Here is a 17,296-nt window from a genome sequence, read left to right on the forward strand (position 1 = left end):
CTGGCCTCCGCCCATCAAGAATCGTCCTTTCGATTATGAGAACCGTACTCTCGCGTCTTGCAACTCCGCAAGACACGACACCGCTGCGATTCGCACTGGTGAGACGGTTGGGGGCCGATTGTCGCACCGTTAACCGCAGGCAGTGGCGATTCCCGCCATTTCCTTGAGTTCTCTCCAGGCGAATGTATGATTCGCCGGTGATGAGAATGAAGTTTCCATCACACCACAAGCACATTAACCACGCTGGCGATGGCTGCTGAGGAGGATGATGCAGGAAGCGACGACCATCTCGGGTGACGAAGCGGCTCCGGAAGCCGCTGTCGAGCGGCGGCTGCTGATCGGCGGAAAGCTACTCGAGACGTCCCGGACGTTTCCATCCATCAACCCCGCCACCGGCGAGGTGCTCGGTCATGCGCCGGACGCCACGGTCGCCGACGCCGAAGTCGCCGTGAGTGCGGCACGCCGCGCGTTCGACGAGACCGACTGGTCGACGAACACCGAACTGCGCATCCGTTGCCTCGAACAGTTCCATCGGGCACTGGTCGAACACCGTGACGAGCTCGCCGCGCTGACGATCGCCGAAGTCGGTGCCACCGAGGCGCTCTGCCGGGGCGCGCAGCTGGACCAACCCATCGAGATCGTGCGCTACTACGCCGAGCTGTTGAAGAGCTATCCACTGACCGAGGATCTCGGCAATATCGAGAGCCGCGGCATGCAGCACCACCGCTGGGTGGAGAAGGAAGCCGCCGGTGTGGTGGCGGCGATCATCGCCTACAACTATCCGAACCAGCTCGCGCTCGCGAAGCTGGCGCCCGCGTTGGCGGCCGGGTGCACGGTGATCCTCAAGTCCGCGCCCGACACCCCGCTGATCACCCTGGCGCTCGGTGAGCTGATCGTCCAGCACACCGACATCCCGGCCGGCGTCGTCAACGTGCTCAGCGGGGCCGACCCTGACGTCGGCGCAGCGCTGACCACCAGCCCGGACGTGGACATGGTGACGTTCACCGGCTCCACGCCGACCGGCCGCCGGATCATGGCGGCCGCCAGCGAGACGCTGAAGAAGGTGTTCCTCGAACTGGGCGGCAAGTCGGCGGCGATCGTCCTCGACGACGCCGACTTCAACACGGCCGCGCTGTTCAGTGCGTTCAGCATGGTGACCCATGCCGGCCAGGGCTGTGCGTTGACGTCGCGGCTGCTGGTGCCGCGTTCGCACCACGACGAGATCGTGGAGCTGATCAAGAACAACTTCGGCCTCGTGCGTTACGGCGACCCGGCCGACCCCCAGACGTACATGGGGCCACTTATCAGCGAGAAGCAGCGCGACAAGGTCGACAGCATGGTCAAGCGGGCCGTGGCGGCCGGCGCGACGCTGGTGACCGGCGGTGGCAAGGTCGACCCCGGCTACTTCTATACGCCGACGCTGCTGACCGACGTCGATCCCGACAGCGAGATCGCGCAGGAGGAAGTGTTCGGTCCCGTACTCGTCGTCATCGCCTACGACGACGATGACGATGCGGTGCGGATCGCGAACAACTCGATCTACGGACTGTCGGGCGCGGTGTTCGGCAGCCAGGACAGGGCGCTGGCCGTCGCGCGTCGGATCCGCACGGGCACCTTCTCGATCAACGGCGGCAACTACTTCAGCCCCGACAGCCCGTTCGGCGGATACAAACAGTCCGGCATCGGCCGAGAGATGGGCACGGCGGGACTCGAGGAGTTCCTGGAATCCAAGACGTTTGCAACGGTGGTGAATTGATGAGCAGGCCGCTCGAGGGGATTCGCGTCCTCGAAGTCGCGATGTATGGCTTCGTTCCGTCCGCAGGCGCGGTGCTGCGCGAGTGGGGCGCCGACGTCGTCAAGGTCGAACACGCGGTGACGGGCGACCCGCAGCGCGGGCTGCGGCAGACCGGCCTGCTGCGCGTCGAAGGCGACCCGAACCCCAACATCGAGCACGCCAACCGGGGCAAGCGCAGCATCGGCCTGGACATGTCGGTGCCCGAGGGGCGCGAGATCCTGCTGGAGCTCGCCCGTCGCGCCGACGTCTTCCTGACCAGCTTCCTGCCCGGGCATCGGCAGAAGTTCGGCATCGACGTCGACGACATCCGCGCCGTGAATCCCAACATCATCTACGCCCGCGGCAGCGCGCTGGGCCCGCGCGGCGAGGAGTCGGTCAAGGGCGGGTACGACATGACCGCGTTCTGGTGCCGGGCCGGCACCGCGGCGACGATCACGCCGCCCGGCACGCCGGGCATGGTCGGGCCTCCTGGACCTGCTTACGGCGACACGATCTCCGGTACGAACCTGGCCGGCGGGATCGCCGCGGCGCTGCTGAAACGCGAACGCACCGGCGAGCCGTCGGTGGTCGACGTCTCGCTGCTCGGCAGCGGGCTGTGGTCGCTCGGGCACACCGTCGCCCTGACCAAGCATCTCGGCCAGCGCATGGAGGCCTTCCCGCCCGGTGTGCACGGCTCGCCGATCAACCCGCTCGTCGGGCTCTACCCGACCGCCGACGACCGCTACATCTCGTTCGTGATGATGCAGCCCACCAAGTTCTGGGCCGACGTCTGCAAGCACATGGACCTCGACGAGCTCGCCGACGATCCGCGGTTCGCAACGGTCGAGTCGATCGCGGAGAACACCGAGACGGCCGCCGAGATCCTCAAGGAGGCGATGTCCAAGCGGCCGCTGGCCGAGTGGAGCGAGCGGTTCGCGACGCTGCTCGGACCGTGGGCACCGGTGCAGGACACCCTGCAGGCCGCCGAGGACGCGCAGATCCGGGCGAACGAGTACCTGGTGCAGGCGGGCGAACTCGAGCTGGTCGCAAACCCCGTGCAGTTCGATGTCGCCGCTCCGCAATCGGGGCCCGCGCCCGGCTTCGCCGAGCAAACCGACGAAATTTTGCTGGAACTCGGGTTGGATTGGGACCGCATCATCGAGCTCAAGACGGCCGGCGCGGTCACCTAAGTTCGAGGAAGAGTCCCAATGCCCTTTGTCGCGTCGATCGGCACGTACCTGCCGTGTTGGGGTACGCCCCAACGCCGCGTGCCCGGCGACGACGAGGACGCGATCACCTTGGCCGTCGAGGCGGGCCGGGCGGCGTTGATCGCCAGCGGAGCCGTGGAGCGCGTGGTGCTGGTCAGCCGCGATCTGCCGTTGCTGGACAGCAGCAACGCCGCGGTTCTGCTTGCCGGGCTGGGGCTCGACCCGGAACTGGAGGTCGACGAGCGACTCGGCGGTGCCCCCGCGACGCTGGACGCGGTCAGCTCGGCGCGGCCACGGACGTTGATCATCGGCACCGACCTCGACCCGGCGGGAGCGGCCGCGATCCTGACCGCGGAGCGCGGACTGCAGGTACGCACGGCCGCCCGCGTGGCGCGCAGCCTTCCGGTGCGCACGCGCAAGGCGACCGGCGATGTGCACGACTACGGCGACCCTCGACTCCTACACGAACGAGGTCTCATCGCCTCGTTGGAAGCGGCTTGGCTCGATACCCCGGCTGCGGTCGCGGGCGTCGACCATGCCTGGGCGGCCGAGCTGACGCTCGGTGACCCGCCCGAGTTGCCGACCACCGGCGCCAGTGCCAGCTTGTTCGCGTTGGCCGGGATGTCCGAACGGAATTCGACCGGCCCCCTCGTCGCCGTCGAACAGGCCAGCCTCTCGGGCATCACGGTCACCGGCGGTGTCGCCGAGTTGCACCGGCGTGAGCCGACGGCACGTCCCCAACCAGAGGGAACGGTCGTCGGGGACGCCGAGATTCCCATTTCGCTGGCCGCCTACGAGCGGGCCTTCGAAGCCAAGGTGCGCTGGGAAGCCGGTCGTCATCCCGATTCCGGGGAGCTGGATTTCCCGCCCCGCTACCGGTTGGCCGACACCGGCACGCTGTCGACGGGCTACGAGCTGATTCCGTTGCCGCGCACCGGGACCGTGTACACCGAGGCGACGGTGCACATTCCGGTGCCGGGGCTGCGGTCGCCCTACTCGCTGGTGATCGTGGAGCTCGACGGAGTCGGCGTGCGGGCGCTGGTGAAGGTGACCGGAGCCGAGCCGGGGTCGGTCGACATCGGCACCCGCGGCCGACTGGCGCTGCGCCGCGTCGCCGTGCGGTCCGGGGTGCCCGACTACGGTTACATGTTCGAGCCGGAGTCGGTGGCGGCATGAGACGGGTAGCGGTTGTCGGCGCCGGAATGACCACGTTCGGTGAGCATTTCGCGCTCGGGCTCAAGGATCTTCTGCCGATGGCGTTCGCCGACTGCGCGGCCAGCGTCGACAAGGGCCTGAACAGATCGGACCTGCAGGCCGCCTGGTTCGGCGCGATGGGCACCGCCGACGGCTTCCCGGCAGGCATCCTGGCCGACACGCTCGGACTGCCCGACCTGCCGGTGACCCGCGTCGAGAACTCCTGCGCCACAGGCAACGACACGATCCGCAACGCATTGTTCGGCGTCGCCTCGGGGGCGTTCGACGTCGCACTGGTGATGGGTGCCGACAAGCTGCGCGACACCACGTCACGAGACATGTTGTGGCAGTGGGAGGCGATGGCCCGCGACATGGCCTGGGACTACCCGCTCGGCGTGGTCTCGCCCGCCGGCTTCGCGTTGCACGTCCGTCGCTACCTGCATGAGTCGCCCGCGACACCTGAGCACCTTGCCATGGTGGCCGTGAAGAACCATCGGCACGGCGCGAACAACCCCAAGGCGCGGCTGCGATTCGAGATCACAATGGAACAAGCGATGGAAGCGCCGATCATCGTCACTCCGTTTCGGCTCTACGACTGCGCGCCCCAGAGCGACGGCGCGGCCGCCCTCGTGCTCGCCGCGGAAGACGTCGTCGACCGATTCACCAACCGCCCGGTCTGGATTCGGGGCGTCGGCCTGGGCCTCGACTCCGTGATGCACCAACACAAAGCGGACATGACGACGATGCCCGCGACGGTGCGGGCCGCCAAGCAGGCTTTTGAGATGGCCAGTCTTGTTCCTGGAGATGTTCATGTTGCTGAAGTTCACGATTTCTTTACGGGCATCGAGCTGATCAGCTATGAAGATCTGGGATTCGCCGAGAGGTTCGGGGGCCACAAACTCGTCGAAGCGGAAGTGACGACTATCGGCGGGGGGTTGCCCGTGAACCCGAGCGGAGGACTGAAGGCCAAGGGGCATCCGCCCGGCGCGACAGGTGTCGCGCAATGTGTCGAGCTGTTCGCACAACTTCGCGGTGAAGCCGTGAACCAGGTGGACGGCGCCCGGATCGGCCTTGCCCATAACATTGGCGGGCCAACCGCGGTCGCGGCGGTGACCATCCTGGAAGGAGACGGCAATGGCGCAGGGTAGTGGGCCGGAGCGCTGGTCAGCCGGCTTGCCGCCGTTGCGGAATCTGGCTGGGCCGATGCAGGCGGTCGGCGCGTTGTTCGCGATGTCGGCGGATGCGGTGCGGTTTGTGTTTCGGCGGCCGTTTCAGTGGCGGGAGTTCTTGGAGCAGTGTTGGTTCATTGCGCGGGTGTCGTTGGCGCCGACGTTGTTGGTGGCGATTCCGTTCACGGTGCTGGTGAGTTTCACGCTCAACATCTTGTTGCGGGAGTTGGGTGCTGCTGATCTGTCGGGGGCGGGTGCGGCGTTCGGTGCGGTGACGCAGGTGGGTCCGATCGTGACGGTGTTGATCGTGGCCGGTGCGGGGGCGACGGCGATGTGTGCCGATCTGGGTTCGCGCACGATCCGCGAGGAGATCGACGCGATGGAGGTGCTGGGTATCAACCCGGTGCAGCGGCTGGTGACGCCAAGGATGCTTGCTTCAGGGTTGGTCGCTCTCCTGCTCAACAGTTTGGTGGTGATCATCGGGATCCTCGGTGGTTACACGTTTTCGGTGTTCATTCAGGATGTGAACCCGGGGGCGTTCGCCGCGGGGATCACCTTGTTGACCGGGGTGCCCGAGGTGATCATCTCGTGTGTCAAGGCCGCGTTGTTCGGGTTGATCGCCGGTCTGGTGGCTTGTTTTCGGGGTTTGACGATCACCGGGGGTGGCGCCAAGGCGGTCGGTAACGCGGTCAACGAGACGGTGGTCTATGCGTTCATGGCGTTGTTCGTGATCAATGTGGTGGTCACGGCGATCGGTATCCGGATGACGACGGGCTAGGGCGGGTTGTCGATGGGCACAGTGGCGGTTATCCGCAGCACCTATCCGCGCCTGACGCGCGGCGCCAAGCGGCCGGTGGAGTTCTTGGGTCGCATCGGCGATCACATGTTGTTCTACCTTCGGGCGTTGGCCGGAGTGCCGCATGCGGCGGTGCATTTCCGCAAGGAGATCGTGCGGTTGATCGCCGAGATCTCCATGGGTGCGGGCACATTGGCGATGATCGGCGGCACGGTCGCGATCGTGGGGTTTTTGACGTTGGCCGCCGGCGGCACGCTGGCGGTGCAGGGCTACAGCTCGTTGGGTGATATCGGAATCGAGGCGCTGACCGGGTTCTTGGCGGCGTTCATCAACGTGCGGATCGCCGCGCCGGTGGTGGCCGGGATCGGCTTGGCGGCCACGTTCGGGGCTGGAGTGACCGCGCAGTTGGGCGCGATGCGCATCAACGAGGAGATCGACGCGCTGGAATCGATGGCGATCCGACCGGTGGAATACCTTGTCAGTACTCGGATTGTGGCCGGGATGGTGGCGATCACGCCGCTGTATTCGATTGCGGTGATCTTGTCCTTCGTCGCCAGCCAGTTCACCACGGTGGTGTTGTTCGGCCAGTCCGGTGGTCTCTATGACCACTACTTCGACACCTTCTTGAATCCGATCGACCTGTTGTGGTCGTTTCTGCAGGCAGTGCTGATGGCGATCACGATCTTGTTGATCCACACCTACTTTGGCTACTTCGCCTCCGGCGGCCCCTCTGGTGTCGGGGTCGCGGTCGGCAACGCGGTACGCACCTCACTGGTCGTCGTCGTCTCGGTCACCCTGCTGGTCTCCTTGTCCATCTACGGTTCCAACGGCAACTTCAACCTCTCGGGATAAGGTCGCGCCGATGAAGAGCAGTGTCGTTCGCCCCTTGACGGGCCTGGGCTTGATCGTGGCCATCGGCCTGATCATCGCCCTGGCCGTCAGCCTGTTCCGGGGCGATTGGGCCGACACCGTTCCGGTGACGGTGATCTCGGATCGCGCCGGGCTGGTCATGAACCCCGATGCCAAGGTCAAGATGCGCGGCGTCCAGGTGGGTCAGGTCGACAAGATAGAAAGGCGTCCCGACGGCACGGCGGCCCTTCACCTGGCAATGGATCGCTCTGCGCTGCACCTCATTCCGAACAACGTGAACGTCGACATCACATCGACGACCGTCTTCGGTGCGAAATTCGTCCAGATGAACGCGCCGCAAGATCCGGCGTCCGAAACGCTGCGCCCAGGGCAGGTCATCCAGAGCAAGCACGTCACGGTCGAGATCAACACGGTGTTCCAGCAACTGGTTCAGGTGCTCGACAAGATCGACCCCGCCAAGCTCAACCAGACGCTCGGTGCGATCGCGACGGCGTTCAACGGCCGCGGCGAGAAGTTCGGCCAGACGCTGGTCGACTTCAACGCGTTGTTGGCGAAGATCGAACCCAGCCTGCCCAATCTGGCCCACGACATCGAGGCCGCAGTGCCGACGTTCACCGCCTACGGCGACGCGGCGCCGGATCTGATGTCGACGATCCAGAGCACGACACAGATCAGCAACTCGATCGTCGACCAGCAGCAGAACCTCGACGAATTCCTCATCAGCGCAATCGGTCTGGCCGACCTCGGCAACGAAGTCATCGGAGGTAACCGCCAGGGGATCGCCGATGTGGCACATGTGCTGGTGCCGACCGCTGAACTGCTCAACACCTACAGGGCCTCGCTGCGGTGCGGTGTCGGAGGCCTGATCCCGTTCGCCAAGTCCCCGCCGCAATACTCCGGGATCCTCGTCAACGCGGGCCTGACGCTCGGCGTGGAACGGTATCGCTATCCGCGCGATCTGCCGAAGGTTGCCGCCAAGAGCGGTGGCCGCGACTACTGCGACGAGCTGCATCTGCCCGAACTGGAACCGGAGTTCGTGCCGCCGATGCTCATCGGTGATGTCGGCTCCAACCCCCAGCAGTACGGGAACGCGGGCATCCTGCTCAACTCGGAGGGGCTGAAGAACTGGCTCTTCGGGCCACTCGACGGTCCGCCCCGCAACACCGCGCAGATTGGGATGCCGGGATGACGCGATCAACAGGCACGCTGATCAAATTCAGCATCTTCGGGTTGGTGATGGCGGTGCTGACCGCCTTCCTGTTCGTGGTGTTCAGTGAGTCCAGAACCGGCTCCACGGAGGGCTATTCGGCCGTCTTCAACGACGCGTCGCGGCTCAAGGCAGGCGACAGCGTGCGGATCGCCGGTATCCGCGTCGGCACCGTGCAGGACGTTTCACTGCAAGCCGATCGGAAGGTACTGGTCAAATTCGATGCCGACCGCAACACCAAGCTGACCACCGGTACCAAGGCCGCGATCCGCTATCTCAATCTCGTCGGCGACCGCTACCTCGAGCTCATAGACACGCCGGACTCCGCGCGGATTCTGCCCGCCGGCGCCCAGATCCCGGAAAGCCGCACCGCCCCCGCGCTCGACCTCGACCTGTTGCTCGGCGGCCTGAAACCCGTTATCCAGGGCCTCAATCCGGAGGATGTCAACGGTCTCACCTCCTCACTGATCCAGATCCTGCAGGGCCAGGGCGGCACCCTCGAATCGCTGCTCTCGAAGTCGTCGTCGTTCACCAATTCGCTCGCCGACAACAACCAGGTCATCGAGCAGCTGATCGACGAGTTGAAAACCGTCCTCGACACGCTGTCCAAGGACGGCGACGAGTTCTCCGGAGCCATTGACAAACTCGAGCAACTGATCAAGGGGCTGGCCGCGGACCGCGATCCGATCGGTACCGCGATCGAGTCGCTGGACAATGGGACGACATCGCTGGCCGACCTGCTCGGCCGCGCCCGTTCGCCGCTGAACAACACCGTCGATCAGCTCGCTCGGCTCGCCCCGAACGTCAACAACGACCTCGAGCGGCTCGACGCCACCATCCAGCGTCTACCCGAGATCTACCGAAAGCTGGCGCGCGTCGGCGCCTACGGTGCGTTCTTCCCGTATTACATCTGCGGTGTCACGTTCCGAGCGAGTGATCTCGAGGGACGCACCGTGGTGTTCCCGTGGATCAGGCAAGAAACGGGAAGGTGTGTGGACGAGTAATGCTCAAGTACCGCGGAGCGCAGCTGATGAGGGCGGGCTTCATCGGCGTCGTCCTGATCATTTTGGTCATCACGGTCGGCCTGCAGCCCGAACGGCTGATTTCCTGGGCGACCTCGCTGCGGTACGAGGCGTTGTTCACCGAGGCCGGCGGTCTCGTCGGCGGTAACGACGTCACCGTGTCCGGTATCAAGGTCGGCTCGGTCTCGTCGGTCGAGCTCGTGAACGGGGATGCGCTGGTCGGCTTCACGATCAACAGCAAGTACGCCCTCGGCTCGGACACCACCGCGCACATCCGCACCGGGACCTTGCTCGGCGAGCGCGTGCTGGCCCTGGAGTCGGATGGAAGCGGCACCTTGGATCGCAGCAAGCCGATCCCGACGTCGAGGACCTCCTCGCCGTATTCGCTGACCGACGCGGTCAGCGAGCTGACGGCGAACACCGCCGCGACGGACACCGACACGCTCAACCAGTCCCTGGATACGCTCGCGGCCACCCTCGATCAGGTTGCGCCGCAACTGGGTCCGACATTCGACGGCTTGTCACGGTTGTCCCAGTCGCTCAACAACCGCAACGAGAGCCTGGCAGAGCTGCTGCGGACCGCCGGTGACGTCACCGGCATCTTCGCCGAGCGCAGCAAGCAGGTCAACGAGCTGATCCTCAACTCCAACGATCTGCTCGCGGTGCTCAACGAACGCCGCTACGCGATCACCAGCCTGCTCAACGCCACTGCGGCGGTTTCTCAGGAGCTGACCGGCCTGGTCGCCGACAACGAGAAGGAACTGGCCCCGACATTGGAGCAGCTGAACACGGTCACCGCGATGCTCGAGAAGAACCGGGACAATCTCGCCAAGATGTTGCCCGGAGCCGCCAAATACTATTTGACGCAGGGCGAGATCGTGGCCAACGGCGCCTATTACAACGCGTTGGTGCCCAACCTGGTGTTCGGGCAGATCCTGCAGCCGTTCCTCGATTACGCGTTCGGCTTCCGGCGTGGCATGAACGCCGGTCAGCCACCGGACCAGGCCGGCCCGCGGGCCGAGTTGCCCTTCCCCCGCAACGGTATTCCGCAGCCAGGAGACCTTCCCGATGATGGCAACCCGTAAGCGGCTGAAGGTCAGCACCGCGATCCTGCTGGCCATCGGTCTGATCGCCGGCGCGGCCTTCCTGGTGCGCCAGATGTACTTCGGGCCGACCACCATCACCGCCTATTTCCCCACGGCGACGGCGATCTATCCCGGCGACGAGGTCCGCGTTTCGGGTGTGCAGGTCGGCACGATCGAATCCATCACCCCCCAGGGCACCGAGACCAAGATGACGCTCAAAGTCGATCGGGGCGTGCCGGTTCCGGCCGACGCCAAGGCGGTGATCGTCGCGCAGAACCTCGTCGCGGCCCGCTACGTGCAACTCACCCCGGCCTACCGCAAGGGGGATGGGCCGACCATGCCCGACGGCGCGGTCATCCCCAGCGACCGGACCGCCGTTCCGGTGGAGTGGGACGAGGTCAAGACCCAGTTGATGCGCCTGTCAACTGAATTGGGTCCGCAGACCGGTGTTTCGGACACGTCGGTGTCCCGGTTCATCGACAGCGCGGCCAACGCGATGGGGGGCAACGGCGACAAGCTGCGTCAGACGCTGTCCCAACTGTCCGGGGCGGCAAGGATCTTCGCCGAAGGCAGCGGCAACATCGTCGACATCATCAAGAATCTGCAGATCTTCGTCTCCGCGCTGCGTGACAGCAAGGAGCAGATCGTGATGTTCCAGAATCGGTTGGCGACCTTGACGAGCGTGCTCGACGACAGCAGGTCGGATCTCGATGCGGCCCTGTCGAATCTGTCGGTGGCCATCGGAGAGGTACAGCGCTTCGTCGCGGGCAGCCGGGCGCAGACCACCGAGCAGGTCCAGCGGCTGGCCAACCTCACCCAGATCCTGGTCGACAACCACCTGGCGCTGGAGAACGTGCTGCACATCACGCCCAACGCGATCGCGAACTTCAACAACATCTACTACCCCAACGGCGGTTCGGTGACCGGGGCGTTCTCGATCGTCAACTTCTCGAGCCCGGTGGACATGTTCTGCGGCATGATCGGGGCGGTCGCCAACACCACCGCACCGGAAACCGCGAAGCTGTGCGCGCAGTATCTGGGCCCGGTGTTGCGACTGCTCAACGTCAACAACATTCCGTTGCCGATCAACGCCTATCTGCGTCCGGCCGTCAGCCCCGACCGGCTCATCTACACGGATCCGAAGCTCGCGCCGGGGGGCGCGGGCCCGGGCGACCCGCCCGAACCACCGCCCACGGTGTCCGCCTACACCGGTGCGGGGGACGTGCCGCCGCCGCCCGGCTGGGGTCCGAAGCCGCCGGGACCGCCCGGCCTCTACAAGCCCGACGATGATGCGCCGGCGATCCCGTCGCCGCCGTTGTTCCCCGGCGCCCCGATTCCCCCTCCACCGAACGTGTTGAGCAATGTGCCCGCGCAACCGCAGACCGTCGAGGGCATGCTGCTCCCGCCGACCCCGGCGCCGGGCGCTCCGCCGCCGGTCGCGCCGAACACACCCCTGTTGCCTGCGGAAGGGGCGCCGCCAGCATGACCCGCGGACACGCGAAGCGATTGGTGATCGCCGGATCCTGCCTGGCGCTGATGGTGACCGGCTGCTCGTTTCAGGGAGTGAACTCGCTGCCATTGCCTGGAGCCGTGGGACGAGGGCCGGACGCCGCCACCTACCACGTCGAGGTCGCCAATGTGGCGACGCTGGAAGCGAACTCGCCGGTTATGATCGACGACGTGGTGGTCGGCAGCGTCCGCAAGATGACGGTCGACGACTGGCACGCCGACGTCGAGATCTCGGTCAAACCCGACGTCGCAGTGCCCGCGAACGCGGTGGCCACGGTCGGACAGACCAGCCTGCTGGGCTCGATGCACCTCGCGCTCAACCCCCCGCTGGGCGAAGAGCCGCAAGGCCGGCTCCAACCGGGAGCGACGATCCCGCTGAGCGACTCGTCGACCTATCCATCCACCGAGCGGACGCTGTCCTCGCTGGCGACCGTCGTCAACGGCGGCGGGCTCGGCCAGATCGGCGACGTCATTCACAACTTCAACACCGCGTTGTCCGGCCGGGAACCGGAGATTCGCGAACTGCTTACTCGGCTCGACAACTTCGTGGGTGTCCTTGACGCGCAGCGCGACAACATCATCGCGTCGATCCAACAACTCAATCGGGTGGCGGGCACATTCGCTGGGCAACGCGACGCGATCGACCGTGCGCTCAAGGAGATTCCGCCGGCACTCGATGTGCTGATCCGGGAACGGCCAAAGCTGACCACTGCGCTGCAGAAGCTGGGACAGTTCGGCGATACCGCAGCCGGACTGGTCAACGATGCGGGCGATGCCCTGGTGAAGGATCTCGAGAACCTCGGGCCCGCCCTCGGCGCACTCGCCGACATCGGACCGGACCTGAACCTCGCGCTGCTGTGGGCCACCGCATTCCCGTACGGCCCGACGTTCGCCGACCGGATCACGCGCGGGGATTACATCAACCTGTTCGCCACGTTCGACCTCACCTATCCACGACTGAAGAGGACGCTGCTGCTCGGCACCCGGTGGGGCGACGAGAACGCCAGGTTGATTCCGGCGCCGGGTGATCCGTACTACGCCAACTACTCGTACAGCCCGATGTCACTGGGTGTCGCGCCGCCCCCGACTCCGCCGCCGCCCGACGGCGCGCCACCGGCCGACCCCGCGACCGCGCCGCCGATGCCGACGGTCACCGAACCTCTGCTTCCGGTGTCGCCGCCGCCACCGGCAGCGCCCTGGCTGCCGCAAGCGACGATCAGCACGTCGGCGGAGATCTTCGCGGGACCGTACGGAGCCGGGGAGTCGGCACCGCCCGCCCCGGTGGAAGCCCAACCGACTCCGGGAGGCGGTGGCTGATGCTGACCCGCTTTGTACGAAATCAGTTGATCATCTTCACTATTGCCTCGATCGTCGGTGTGACGGTGATGTTGTTCGTCTACATGCAGGTGCCGACGCTGCTCGGCATCGGTCGGTTGAAGGTGACCATGGAGTTACCTGCCGCGGGGGGCCTCTACCGCTTCGGCAACGTCACCTACCGCGGGGTGCAGATCGGCAAGGTCACAGACGTGAAGCTGACCGAGAACGGGGCCGAGGCCACGTTGTCGCTCGACACGTCGCCGAAGGTTCCCGCGGACTTGCAGGCGGAGGTACGCAGCGTTTCCGCGGTCGGCGAGCAGTACGTAGATCTGCGTCCGCGTACCGATTCCGGACCGTATCTGCGGGACGGGTCGCGAATCCCCGTGGAGGACACCACCATTCCGCAGGAGATCGGCCCGGTGCTGGAGGGCATCAACAAGCTGGTCGGCAGCATCCCGGGGGACAGGATCTCCGATCTGCTCGACGAGTCGTTCAAGGCGTTCAACGGGGCCGGCCCGGATTTCCAGTCGCTGCTGGACTCTGCGGCCAAGGTGAGTGCGGAGGCCAGCACCGTCTCCGATCAGACTCGCGCGCTGATCGATGACAGTGGCCCACTGCTTGATTCGCAGGCCGAGACGACCGATTCGATCCGCACCTGGGCGAGAAGTCTTGCGGGTGTGACCGGTCAACTACAGCAAAACGACCCGCAGATCAGGACGTTATTGCAACAGGGACCCGGCTTCGCACAAGAGGTTTCGGCGCTTCTCAACGAGGTGAAGCCGACGCTTCCGATTCTGCTGGCAAACCTCACCACCGTGGGTCAGATCCTGGTCACCTACAACCCGTCGTTGGAGCAGCTGCTGGTGATCTTCCCGGGCATCATCGCCGCACAGCAGTCGTTCGGCCTGCCGGGTAACAATCCGACCGGCCTGCCCACCGGTGATTTCGCGCTCACCATCAACGACCCGCCGCCGTGCACGGTCGGCTTCCTGCCGCCGTCGCATTGGCGAAACCCCGAGGACATGACCTCCATCGACACCCCGGACGGTCTGTACTGCAAGCTGCCGCAGGATTCGCCGATCGCAGTGCGCGGTGCACGCAATTACCCGTGCATAGAACACCCCGGCAAGCGGGCGCCGACCGTCCAAATCTGTGACGATCCCGAGGGGTATCAGCCATTGGCCATGCGCCAACACTCGTTGGGGGCGTACCCGATCGACCCGAGCCTGATTGCGCAGGGCGTCCCGCCGGACGACCGGGTGGACTTCTCCGAGCGGCTCTACGCACCGGTGGAGGGGACTCCGCTACCGCCGGGTGCAGCCCCGTCGGGAACGCCGCCCGGAATGCCGCCGCCACCGCCGCCGGTTGCCGGTGCGCACGGGCCCGCTCCGGGCCCGGGTGTCGCCGCGCCCGGTGTCCCGGCGCCGATGCCGTTTCACGCACCGGTAGCCCCGCCGCCACCGCCCGGTAACTCCATCAACGGGACGCCGATCCCGCCGCCGCCGGCCGCGCCTGGTGGAGCGCTGCCTGTTGCGCCGAGTGCTCACGGCGCCAACGAATCCGGTGGCTCCTCGGTAGCCGTCGCGCATTACAACCCGCAGACGGGGGAGTACATGACTCCCGACGGGTTGCTGCAGCAGCAGACGAATCTCGCCGGCAACGAAGCCAAGTCGTGGAAGGACCTGTTGCCGACCTGATCTGATCGCAGGGATCCGGTTACGAAACCGCCTGTGCGCGAGCGGCGATCACACCCTCTGCATCTTCACGGGCATCTCGATCACCACGGGCTGGTTGCTGCCGCAGGCGCCGCTCGGGCCCTTGGTCTGGTCGCGCCCCATGAGGAAATCAGTTTCGTGGGTGTCGCGTTCGTTTCTGGCCGGGTTGAACCCCATGAGGATGAACTTCTGGTGGCCGGGCGCGAAGCTGCCGTCGGGGCACGGTAACCAGTTCGGGATGTCGTGGTCGACATACCAGAAGTCCTTGAGCCGAATGGTTCCGGTCCAGCCGCGGTCGCTTTTCACCTCGCCGATGCACTCGATCGGACTGATGCAGCTGGTGCTGACGGTCCAGGTTTGAACCACCGTCTGCTGGTCGAAGAACACGTCGGCACCACCGGGCGCCATGCCTCGCTTCGCCCATTCGCCGTCGGACATCACGCGGTAGGTGCCGTTGAGTGCGACCCCGAAATCGTCGGCGTACGCCGGCGTCGCGGTGCCCACACTTCCGGCCAGAGCGATTGCCGCGGCGCTCGCGGCCAGACCTACTGCACGCATGCCGAAAGCCTATCGTGGCCAGTACATATCCTCTCCGAAAGGGAGAATTTCGTTCCGTTCGTATGTGAGAATGTCGCAGTGCGATCCGTCGTCGCAGTGTTGGCTGCCCTGGTGACTCCCGCGTTGATGGCCGTTGCGCCGCCCGCGGCCGCGCAACCCGCGCTACCGCCGCTGCCACCGCCCGGTGCGGAGTGCAACCACCCGAACTGCACGCCGGGCATTCGGCCGGGCGTCGTGCTGGGTTCCTACTGCAACAACACCACCTACTACGTGTTCGGGGTGACGTCGTGGGGGCGGTTGGTGTTCTGCGGATCTCCGCGACGCTACGAGCCGCGCTGGTTCCGCTCACCGGTGATGCACGGCGTCAAGATGGAGAACGATCTGTGCCCCGCTCTGGACGGCGATGTCGCGCAGGCCCCGGACGGCCTCTTCCTGACCTGCGTGTCGAAGGACGGCCGGACGTACTGGGAGCGCGGCGACCTCTGAGCCGTTCTGCTAGAACGCCGAGACTGCGCACAGAGCGCCGAAACCGCGCGAAAAGTACGATCGCTCCGCAGTTTCGGCGTCCCTGCCGAGTCAGCCGATCGGCTTGAACTCGATGTTGATCTCGGTCAGCCCACGCAGAATGAACGTGGGCTCGTAGACGTAGCGACGGGCATCGATCGGCCCGTGCTTCTCCTCGCTGACCGTGATGTCGGCCATCCGATCGAGGATGCGCTCGATCGACACCCGGCCCTCGACACGCGCGAGCGGAGCGCCAGGACACGAGTGGATGCCCCGGCTGAACGCGATGTGCTCGCGTACGTTCTTGCGGTCGAGGGAGAACTCGTGCGGGTTGTCGAACCGCTTCGGGTCGCGGTTGGCCGCACCGGGGCTGACCATCACCGTCGTCCCCGCGGGCACCGGGACGTCTCCGAGAGTCGTTGTCTTACGGGCCATCCGGAATACGCTCTTCACCGGGCTGTCCATCCGCAGGCACTCCTCGATGAAGACCGGGATCAGGCTGCGGTCGTCTCGCAACTGCTGCTGGATATCGGGCCGGTCACTGAGCACCCGCATGGCGGCGCCGAGCAGCTTGGCGGTGGTCTCCTGGCCGGCGGCGAACAGGAACGTCGCGGTGCGGACCACGTCGACCACTTCGGGCGTCGAACCGTCCGGATACTTCGCGGTGGCGATCGAGGTGAGCACGTCGTCACGCGGCGACTCGCGGCGCTCCTCGATGTAGCGCGCGAACTTCTCGTCCGCCCACTCCAGCGGGTTGGTTGCGATCACCTCGTGATCAAGGCCGCCGATGTTCGACCCGGGACGCTGGGCGCCGAACGACTCGCGGAACGCCTCATGGTCCTCCTCGGGAACACCGAGCAGGTCGGCAACGACCAACAGCGAGAACGGTTTTGCGTACGCGGCGAGAAATTCGCACTTGCCGTCGGCGATGAACTCGTCGATGTGGCGGTCGGCCAACCGCCACATGAAGTCCTCGTTCTCCTTGAGGCGCTTGGGAGTCAACAACCGGGCCAGGATGGACCGGGCGTCGGTGTGCTGCGGCGGGTCCATCGTGACCATGTGCTCGAACATTGGGATTTCAGTGCGGTGTTTTTCCAGTTGCTCGCAGATGTCGTCGCCCTCGGGCGTGAACGGCATAGGCGTGAACGGCCCCATCACCGCGACACAGGAGGAGAAGTTCTCGCTGTCCTTGTAGACGCTGTTGGCGGCCTCCCAACCGGTCACCGCGAGCACGCCGTTGTTGATCGGGCAACAGATCGGGTCCTTCGAGCGGATGTGGTCGTAGTAGGGGTGCGGGTCGGGAACGAGGGAGGGATCGGTGAAGTAGTCAACCGAATCGAAGTCTGTGGTCATGGTCTGTAGGCCCTC

Annotated in this window: 15 protein-coding genes; 13 read left to right on the forward strand and 2 right to left on the reverse strand. The window is 65.8% G+C overall.

The window, feature by feature from the left end; translation table 11 throughout:
- The first annotated feature begins 268 nt into the window (after positions 1-268).
- From AU188_RS10275 to AU188_RS10330, 12 genes are read left to right on the forward strand one after another with little or no spacing between them, the layout of a single operon-like run.
- Positions 269-1,756, forward strand: a complete 1,488-nt coding sequence (locus AU188_RS10275) for an aldehyde dehydrogenase family protein (protein WP_059163827.1) — start codon at positions 269-271, stop codon at positions 1,754-1,756.
- Positions 1,756-2,964 (forward strand): CaiB/BaiF CoA transferase family protein, encoded by a 1,209-nt coding sequence (locus tag AU188_RS10280; protein WP_059163611.1) that lies wholly within the window; start codon positions 1,756-1,758, stop codon positions 2,962-2,964. Before AU188_RS10275 ends, AU188_RS10280 begins: the two co-directional genes overlap by 1 nt.
- An 18-nt stretch (positions 2,965-2,982) precedes the next feature.
- Positions 2,983-4,158 (forward strand): OB-fold domain-containing protein, encoded by a 1,176-nt coding sequence (locus AU188_RS10285; RefSeq protein ID WP_059163612.1) that lies wholly within the window; start codon positions 2,983-2,985, stop codon positions 4,156-4,158.
- The gene (locus AU188_RS10290) at positions 4,155-5,324 is read left to right on the forward strand and encodes a thiolase C-terminal domain-containing protein (RefSeq protein WP_059163613.1); all 1,170 of its coding nucleotides are present in this window, start codon (positions 4,155-4,157) and stop codon (positions 5,322-5,324) included. Before AU188_RS10285 ends, AU188_RS10290 begins: the two co-directional genes overlap by 4 nt.
- Positions 5,311-6,123, forward strand: coding sequence for an MlaE family ABC transporter permease (locus AU188_RS10295; RefSeq protein WP_059101923.1), 813 nt, complete (start codon positions 5,311-5,313; stop codon positions 6,121-6,123). The genes AU188_RS10290 and AU188_RS10295 overlap by 14 nt, the downstream gene beginning before the upstream one ends.
- 12 nt (positions 6,124-6,135) lie before the next feature.
- The gene (locus AU188_RS10300) at positions 6,136-6,993 is read left to right on the forward strand and encodes an MlaE family ABC transporter permease (RefSeq protein WP_059101922.1); all 858 of its coding nucleotides are present in this window, start codon (positions 6,136-6,138) and stop codon (positions 6,991-6,993) included.
- Between the two features lie 10 nt (positions 6,994-7,003).
- Positions 7,004-8,200 (forward strand): MCE family protein, encoded by a 1,197-nt coding sequence (locus AU188_RS10305; RefSeq protein WP_059163614.1) that lies wholly within the window; start codon positions 7,004-7,006, stop codon positions 8,198-8,200.
- Positions 8,197-9,222 (forward strand): MCE family protein, encoded by a 1,026-nt coding sequence (locus AU188_RS10310; protein ID WP_059163615.1) that lies wholly within the window; start codon positions 8,197-8,199, stop codon positions 9,220-9,222. The genes AU188_RS10305 and AU188_RS10310 overlap by 4 nt, the downstream gene beginning before the upstream one ends.
- Positions 9,222-10,325: an MCE family protein gene (locus tag AU188_RS10315; protein WP_059163616.1), complete on the forward strand. Its 1,104-nt coding sequence runs from the start codon at positions 9,222-9,224 to the stop codon at positions 10,323-10,325. Before AU188_RS10310 ends, AU188_RS10315 begins: the two co-directional genes overlap by 1 nt.
- Positions 10,309-11,811, forward strand: a complete 1,503-nt coding sequence (locus AU188_RS10320) for an MCE family protein (RefSeq protein ID WP_059163617.1) — start codon at positions 10,309-10,311, stop codon at positions 11,809-11,811. The genes AU188_RS10315 and AU188_RS10320 overlap by 17 nt, the downstream gene beginning before the upstream one ends.
- Complete coding sequence (locus tag AU188_RS10325) at positions 11,808-13,151, forward strand: MCE family protein (RefSeq protein ID WP_059163618.1); 1,344 nt, start codon at positions 11,808-11,810, stop codon at positions 13,149-13,151. The genes AU188_RS10320 and AU188_RS10325 overlap by 4 nt, the downstream gene beginning before the upstream one ends.
- A complete protein-coding gene (locus AU188_RS10330) occupies positions 13,151-14,848 on the forward strand; it encodes an MCE family protein (RefSeq protein WP_059163619.1) in 1,698 nt (565 codons plus the stop codon). The genes AU188_RS10325 and AU188_RS10330 overlap by 1 nt, the downstream gene beginning before the upstream one ends.
- Before the next feature lie 48 nt (positions 14,849-14,896).
- Here the strand turns inward: AU188_RS10330 and AU188_RS10335 are convergent, their stop codons facing one another.
- Entirely contained in the window at positions 14,897-15,424 is a 528-nt protein-coding gene (locus AU188_RS10335; protein ID WP_059163620.1) for an Rv2253/PknI dimerization domain-containing protein, read from the reverse strand.
- A 78-nt stretch (positions 15,425-15,502) separates the two neighbouring features.
- Here AU188_RS10335 and AU188_RS10340 point away from each other — a divergent pair, with 78 nt between their 5' ends.
- Positions 15,503-15,910 carry a hypothetical protein gene (locus AU188_RS10340; protein WP_059163621.1) on the forward strand — a complete coding sequence of 136 codons (408 nt, stop codon included), beginning with the start codon at positions 15,503-15,505 and terminating at the stop codon, positions 15,908-15,910.
- Positions 15,911-16,000: 90 nt separating this feature from the next.
- Here AU188_RS10340 and AU188_RS10345 read toward each other — a convergent pair whose 3' ends face one another.
- Entirely contained in the window at positions 16,001-17,281 is a 1,281-nt protein-coding gene (locus AU188_RS10345; RefSeq protein ID WP_059163622.1) for a cytochrome P450, read from the reverse strand.
- Between the last annotated feature and the right edge of the window lie 15 nt (positions 17,282-17,296).

Source organism: Mycobacterium sp. IS-3022 (assembly GCF_001500065.1).
Taxonomy (GTDB): Bacteria; Actinomycetota; Actinomycetes; order Mycobacteriales; family Mycobacteriaceae; genus Mycobacterium.

What these genes read in the sequence shown, in the direction of transcription:
- AU188_RS10275 (WP_059163827.1), top strand. Translation starts at nt 269, where the DNA reads ATGCAGGAAGCGACGACCATCTCGGGTGACGAAGCGGCTCCGGAAGCC.
- AU188_RS10280 (WP_059163611.1), top strand. Translation starts at nt 1,756, where the DNA reads ATGAGCAGGCCGCTCGAGGGGATTCGCGTCCTCGAAGTCGCGATGTAT.
- AU188_RS10285 (WP_059163612.1), top strand. Translation starts at nt 2,983, where the DNA reads ATGCCCTTTGTCGCGTCGATCGGCACGTACCTGCCGTGTTGGGGTACG.
- AU188_RS10290 (WP_059163613.1), top strand. Translation starts at nt 4,155, where the DNA reads ATGAGACGGGTAGCGGTTGTCGGCGCCGGAATGACCACGTTCGGTGAG.
- AU188_RS10295 (WP_059101923.1), top strand. Translation starts at nt 5,311, where the DNA reads ATGGCGCAGGGTAGTGGGCCGGAGCGCTGGTCAGCCGGCTTGCCGCCG.
- AU188_RS10300 (WP_059101922.1), top strand. Translation starts at nt 6,136, where the DNA reads ATGGGCACAGTGGCGGTTATCCGCAGCACCTATCCGCGCCTGACGCGC.
- AU188_RS10305 (WP_059163614.1), top strand. Translation starts at nt 7,004, where the DNA reads ATGAAGAGCAGTGTCGTTCGCCCCTTGACGGGCCTGGGCTTGATCGTG.
- AU188_RS10310 (WP_059163615.1), top strand. Translation starts at nt 8,197, where the DNA reads ATGACGCGATCAACAGGCACGCTGATCAAATTCAGCATCTTCGGGTTG.
- AU188_RS10315 (WP_059163616.1), top strand. Translation starts at nt 9,222, where the DNA reads ATGCTCAAGTACCGCGGAGCGCAGCTGATGAGGGCGGGCTTCATCGGC.
- AU188_RS10320 (WP_059163617.1), top strand. Translation starts at nt 10,309, where the DNA reads ATGATGGCAACCCGTAAGCGGCTGAAGGTCAGCACCGCGATCCTGCTG.
- AU188_RS10325 (WP_059163618.1), top strand. Translation starts at nt 11,808, where the DNA reads ATGACCCGCGGACACGCGAAGCGATTGGTGATCGCCGGATCCTGCCTG.
- AU188_RS10330 (WP_059163619.1), top strand. Translation starts at nt 13,151, where the DNA reads ATGCTGACCCGCTTTGTACGAAATCAGTTGATCATCTTCACTATTGCC.
- AU188_RS10335 (WP_059163620.1), bottom strand. Translation starts at nt 15,424, where the DNA reads ATGCGTGCAGTAGGTCTGGCCGCGAGCGCCGCGGCAATCGCTCTGGCC.
- AU188_RS10345 (WP_059163622.1), bottom strand. Translation starts at nt 17,281, where the DNA reads ATGACCACAGACTTCGATTCGGTTGACTACTTCACCGATCCCTCCCTC.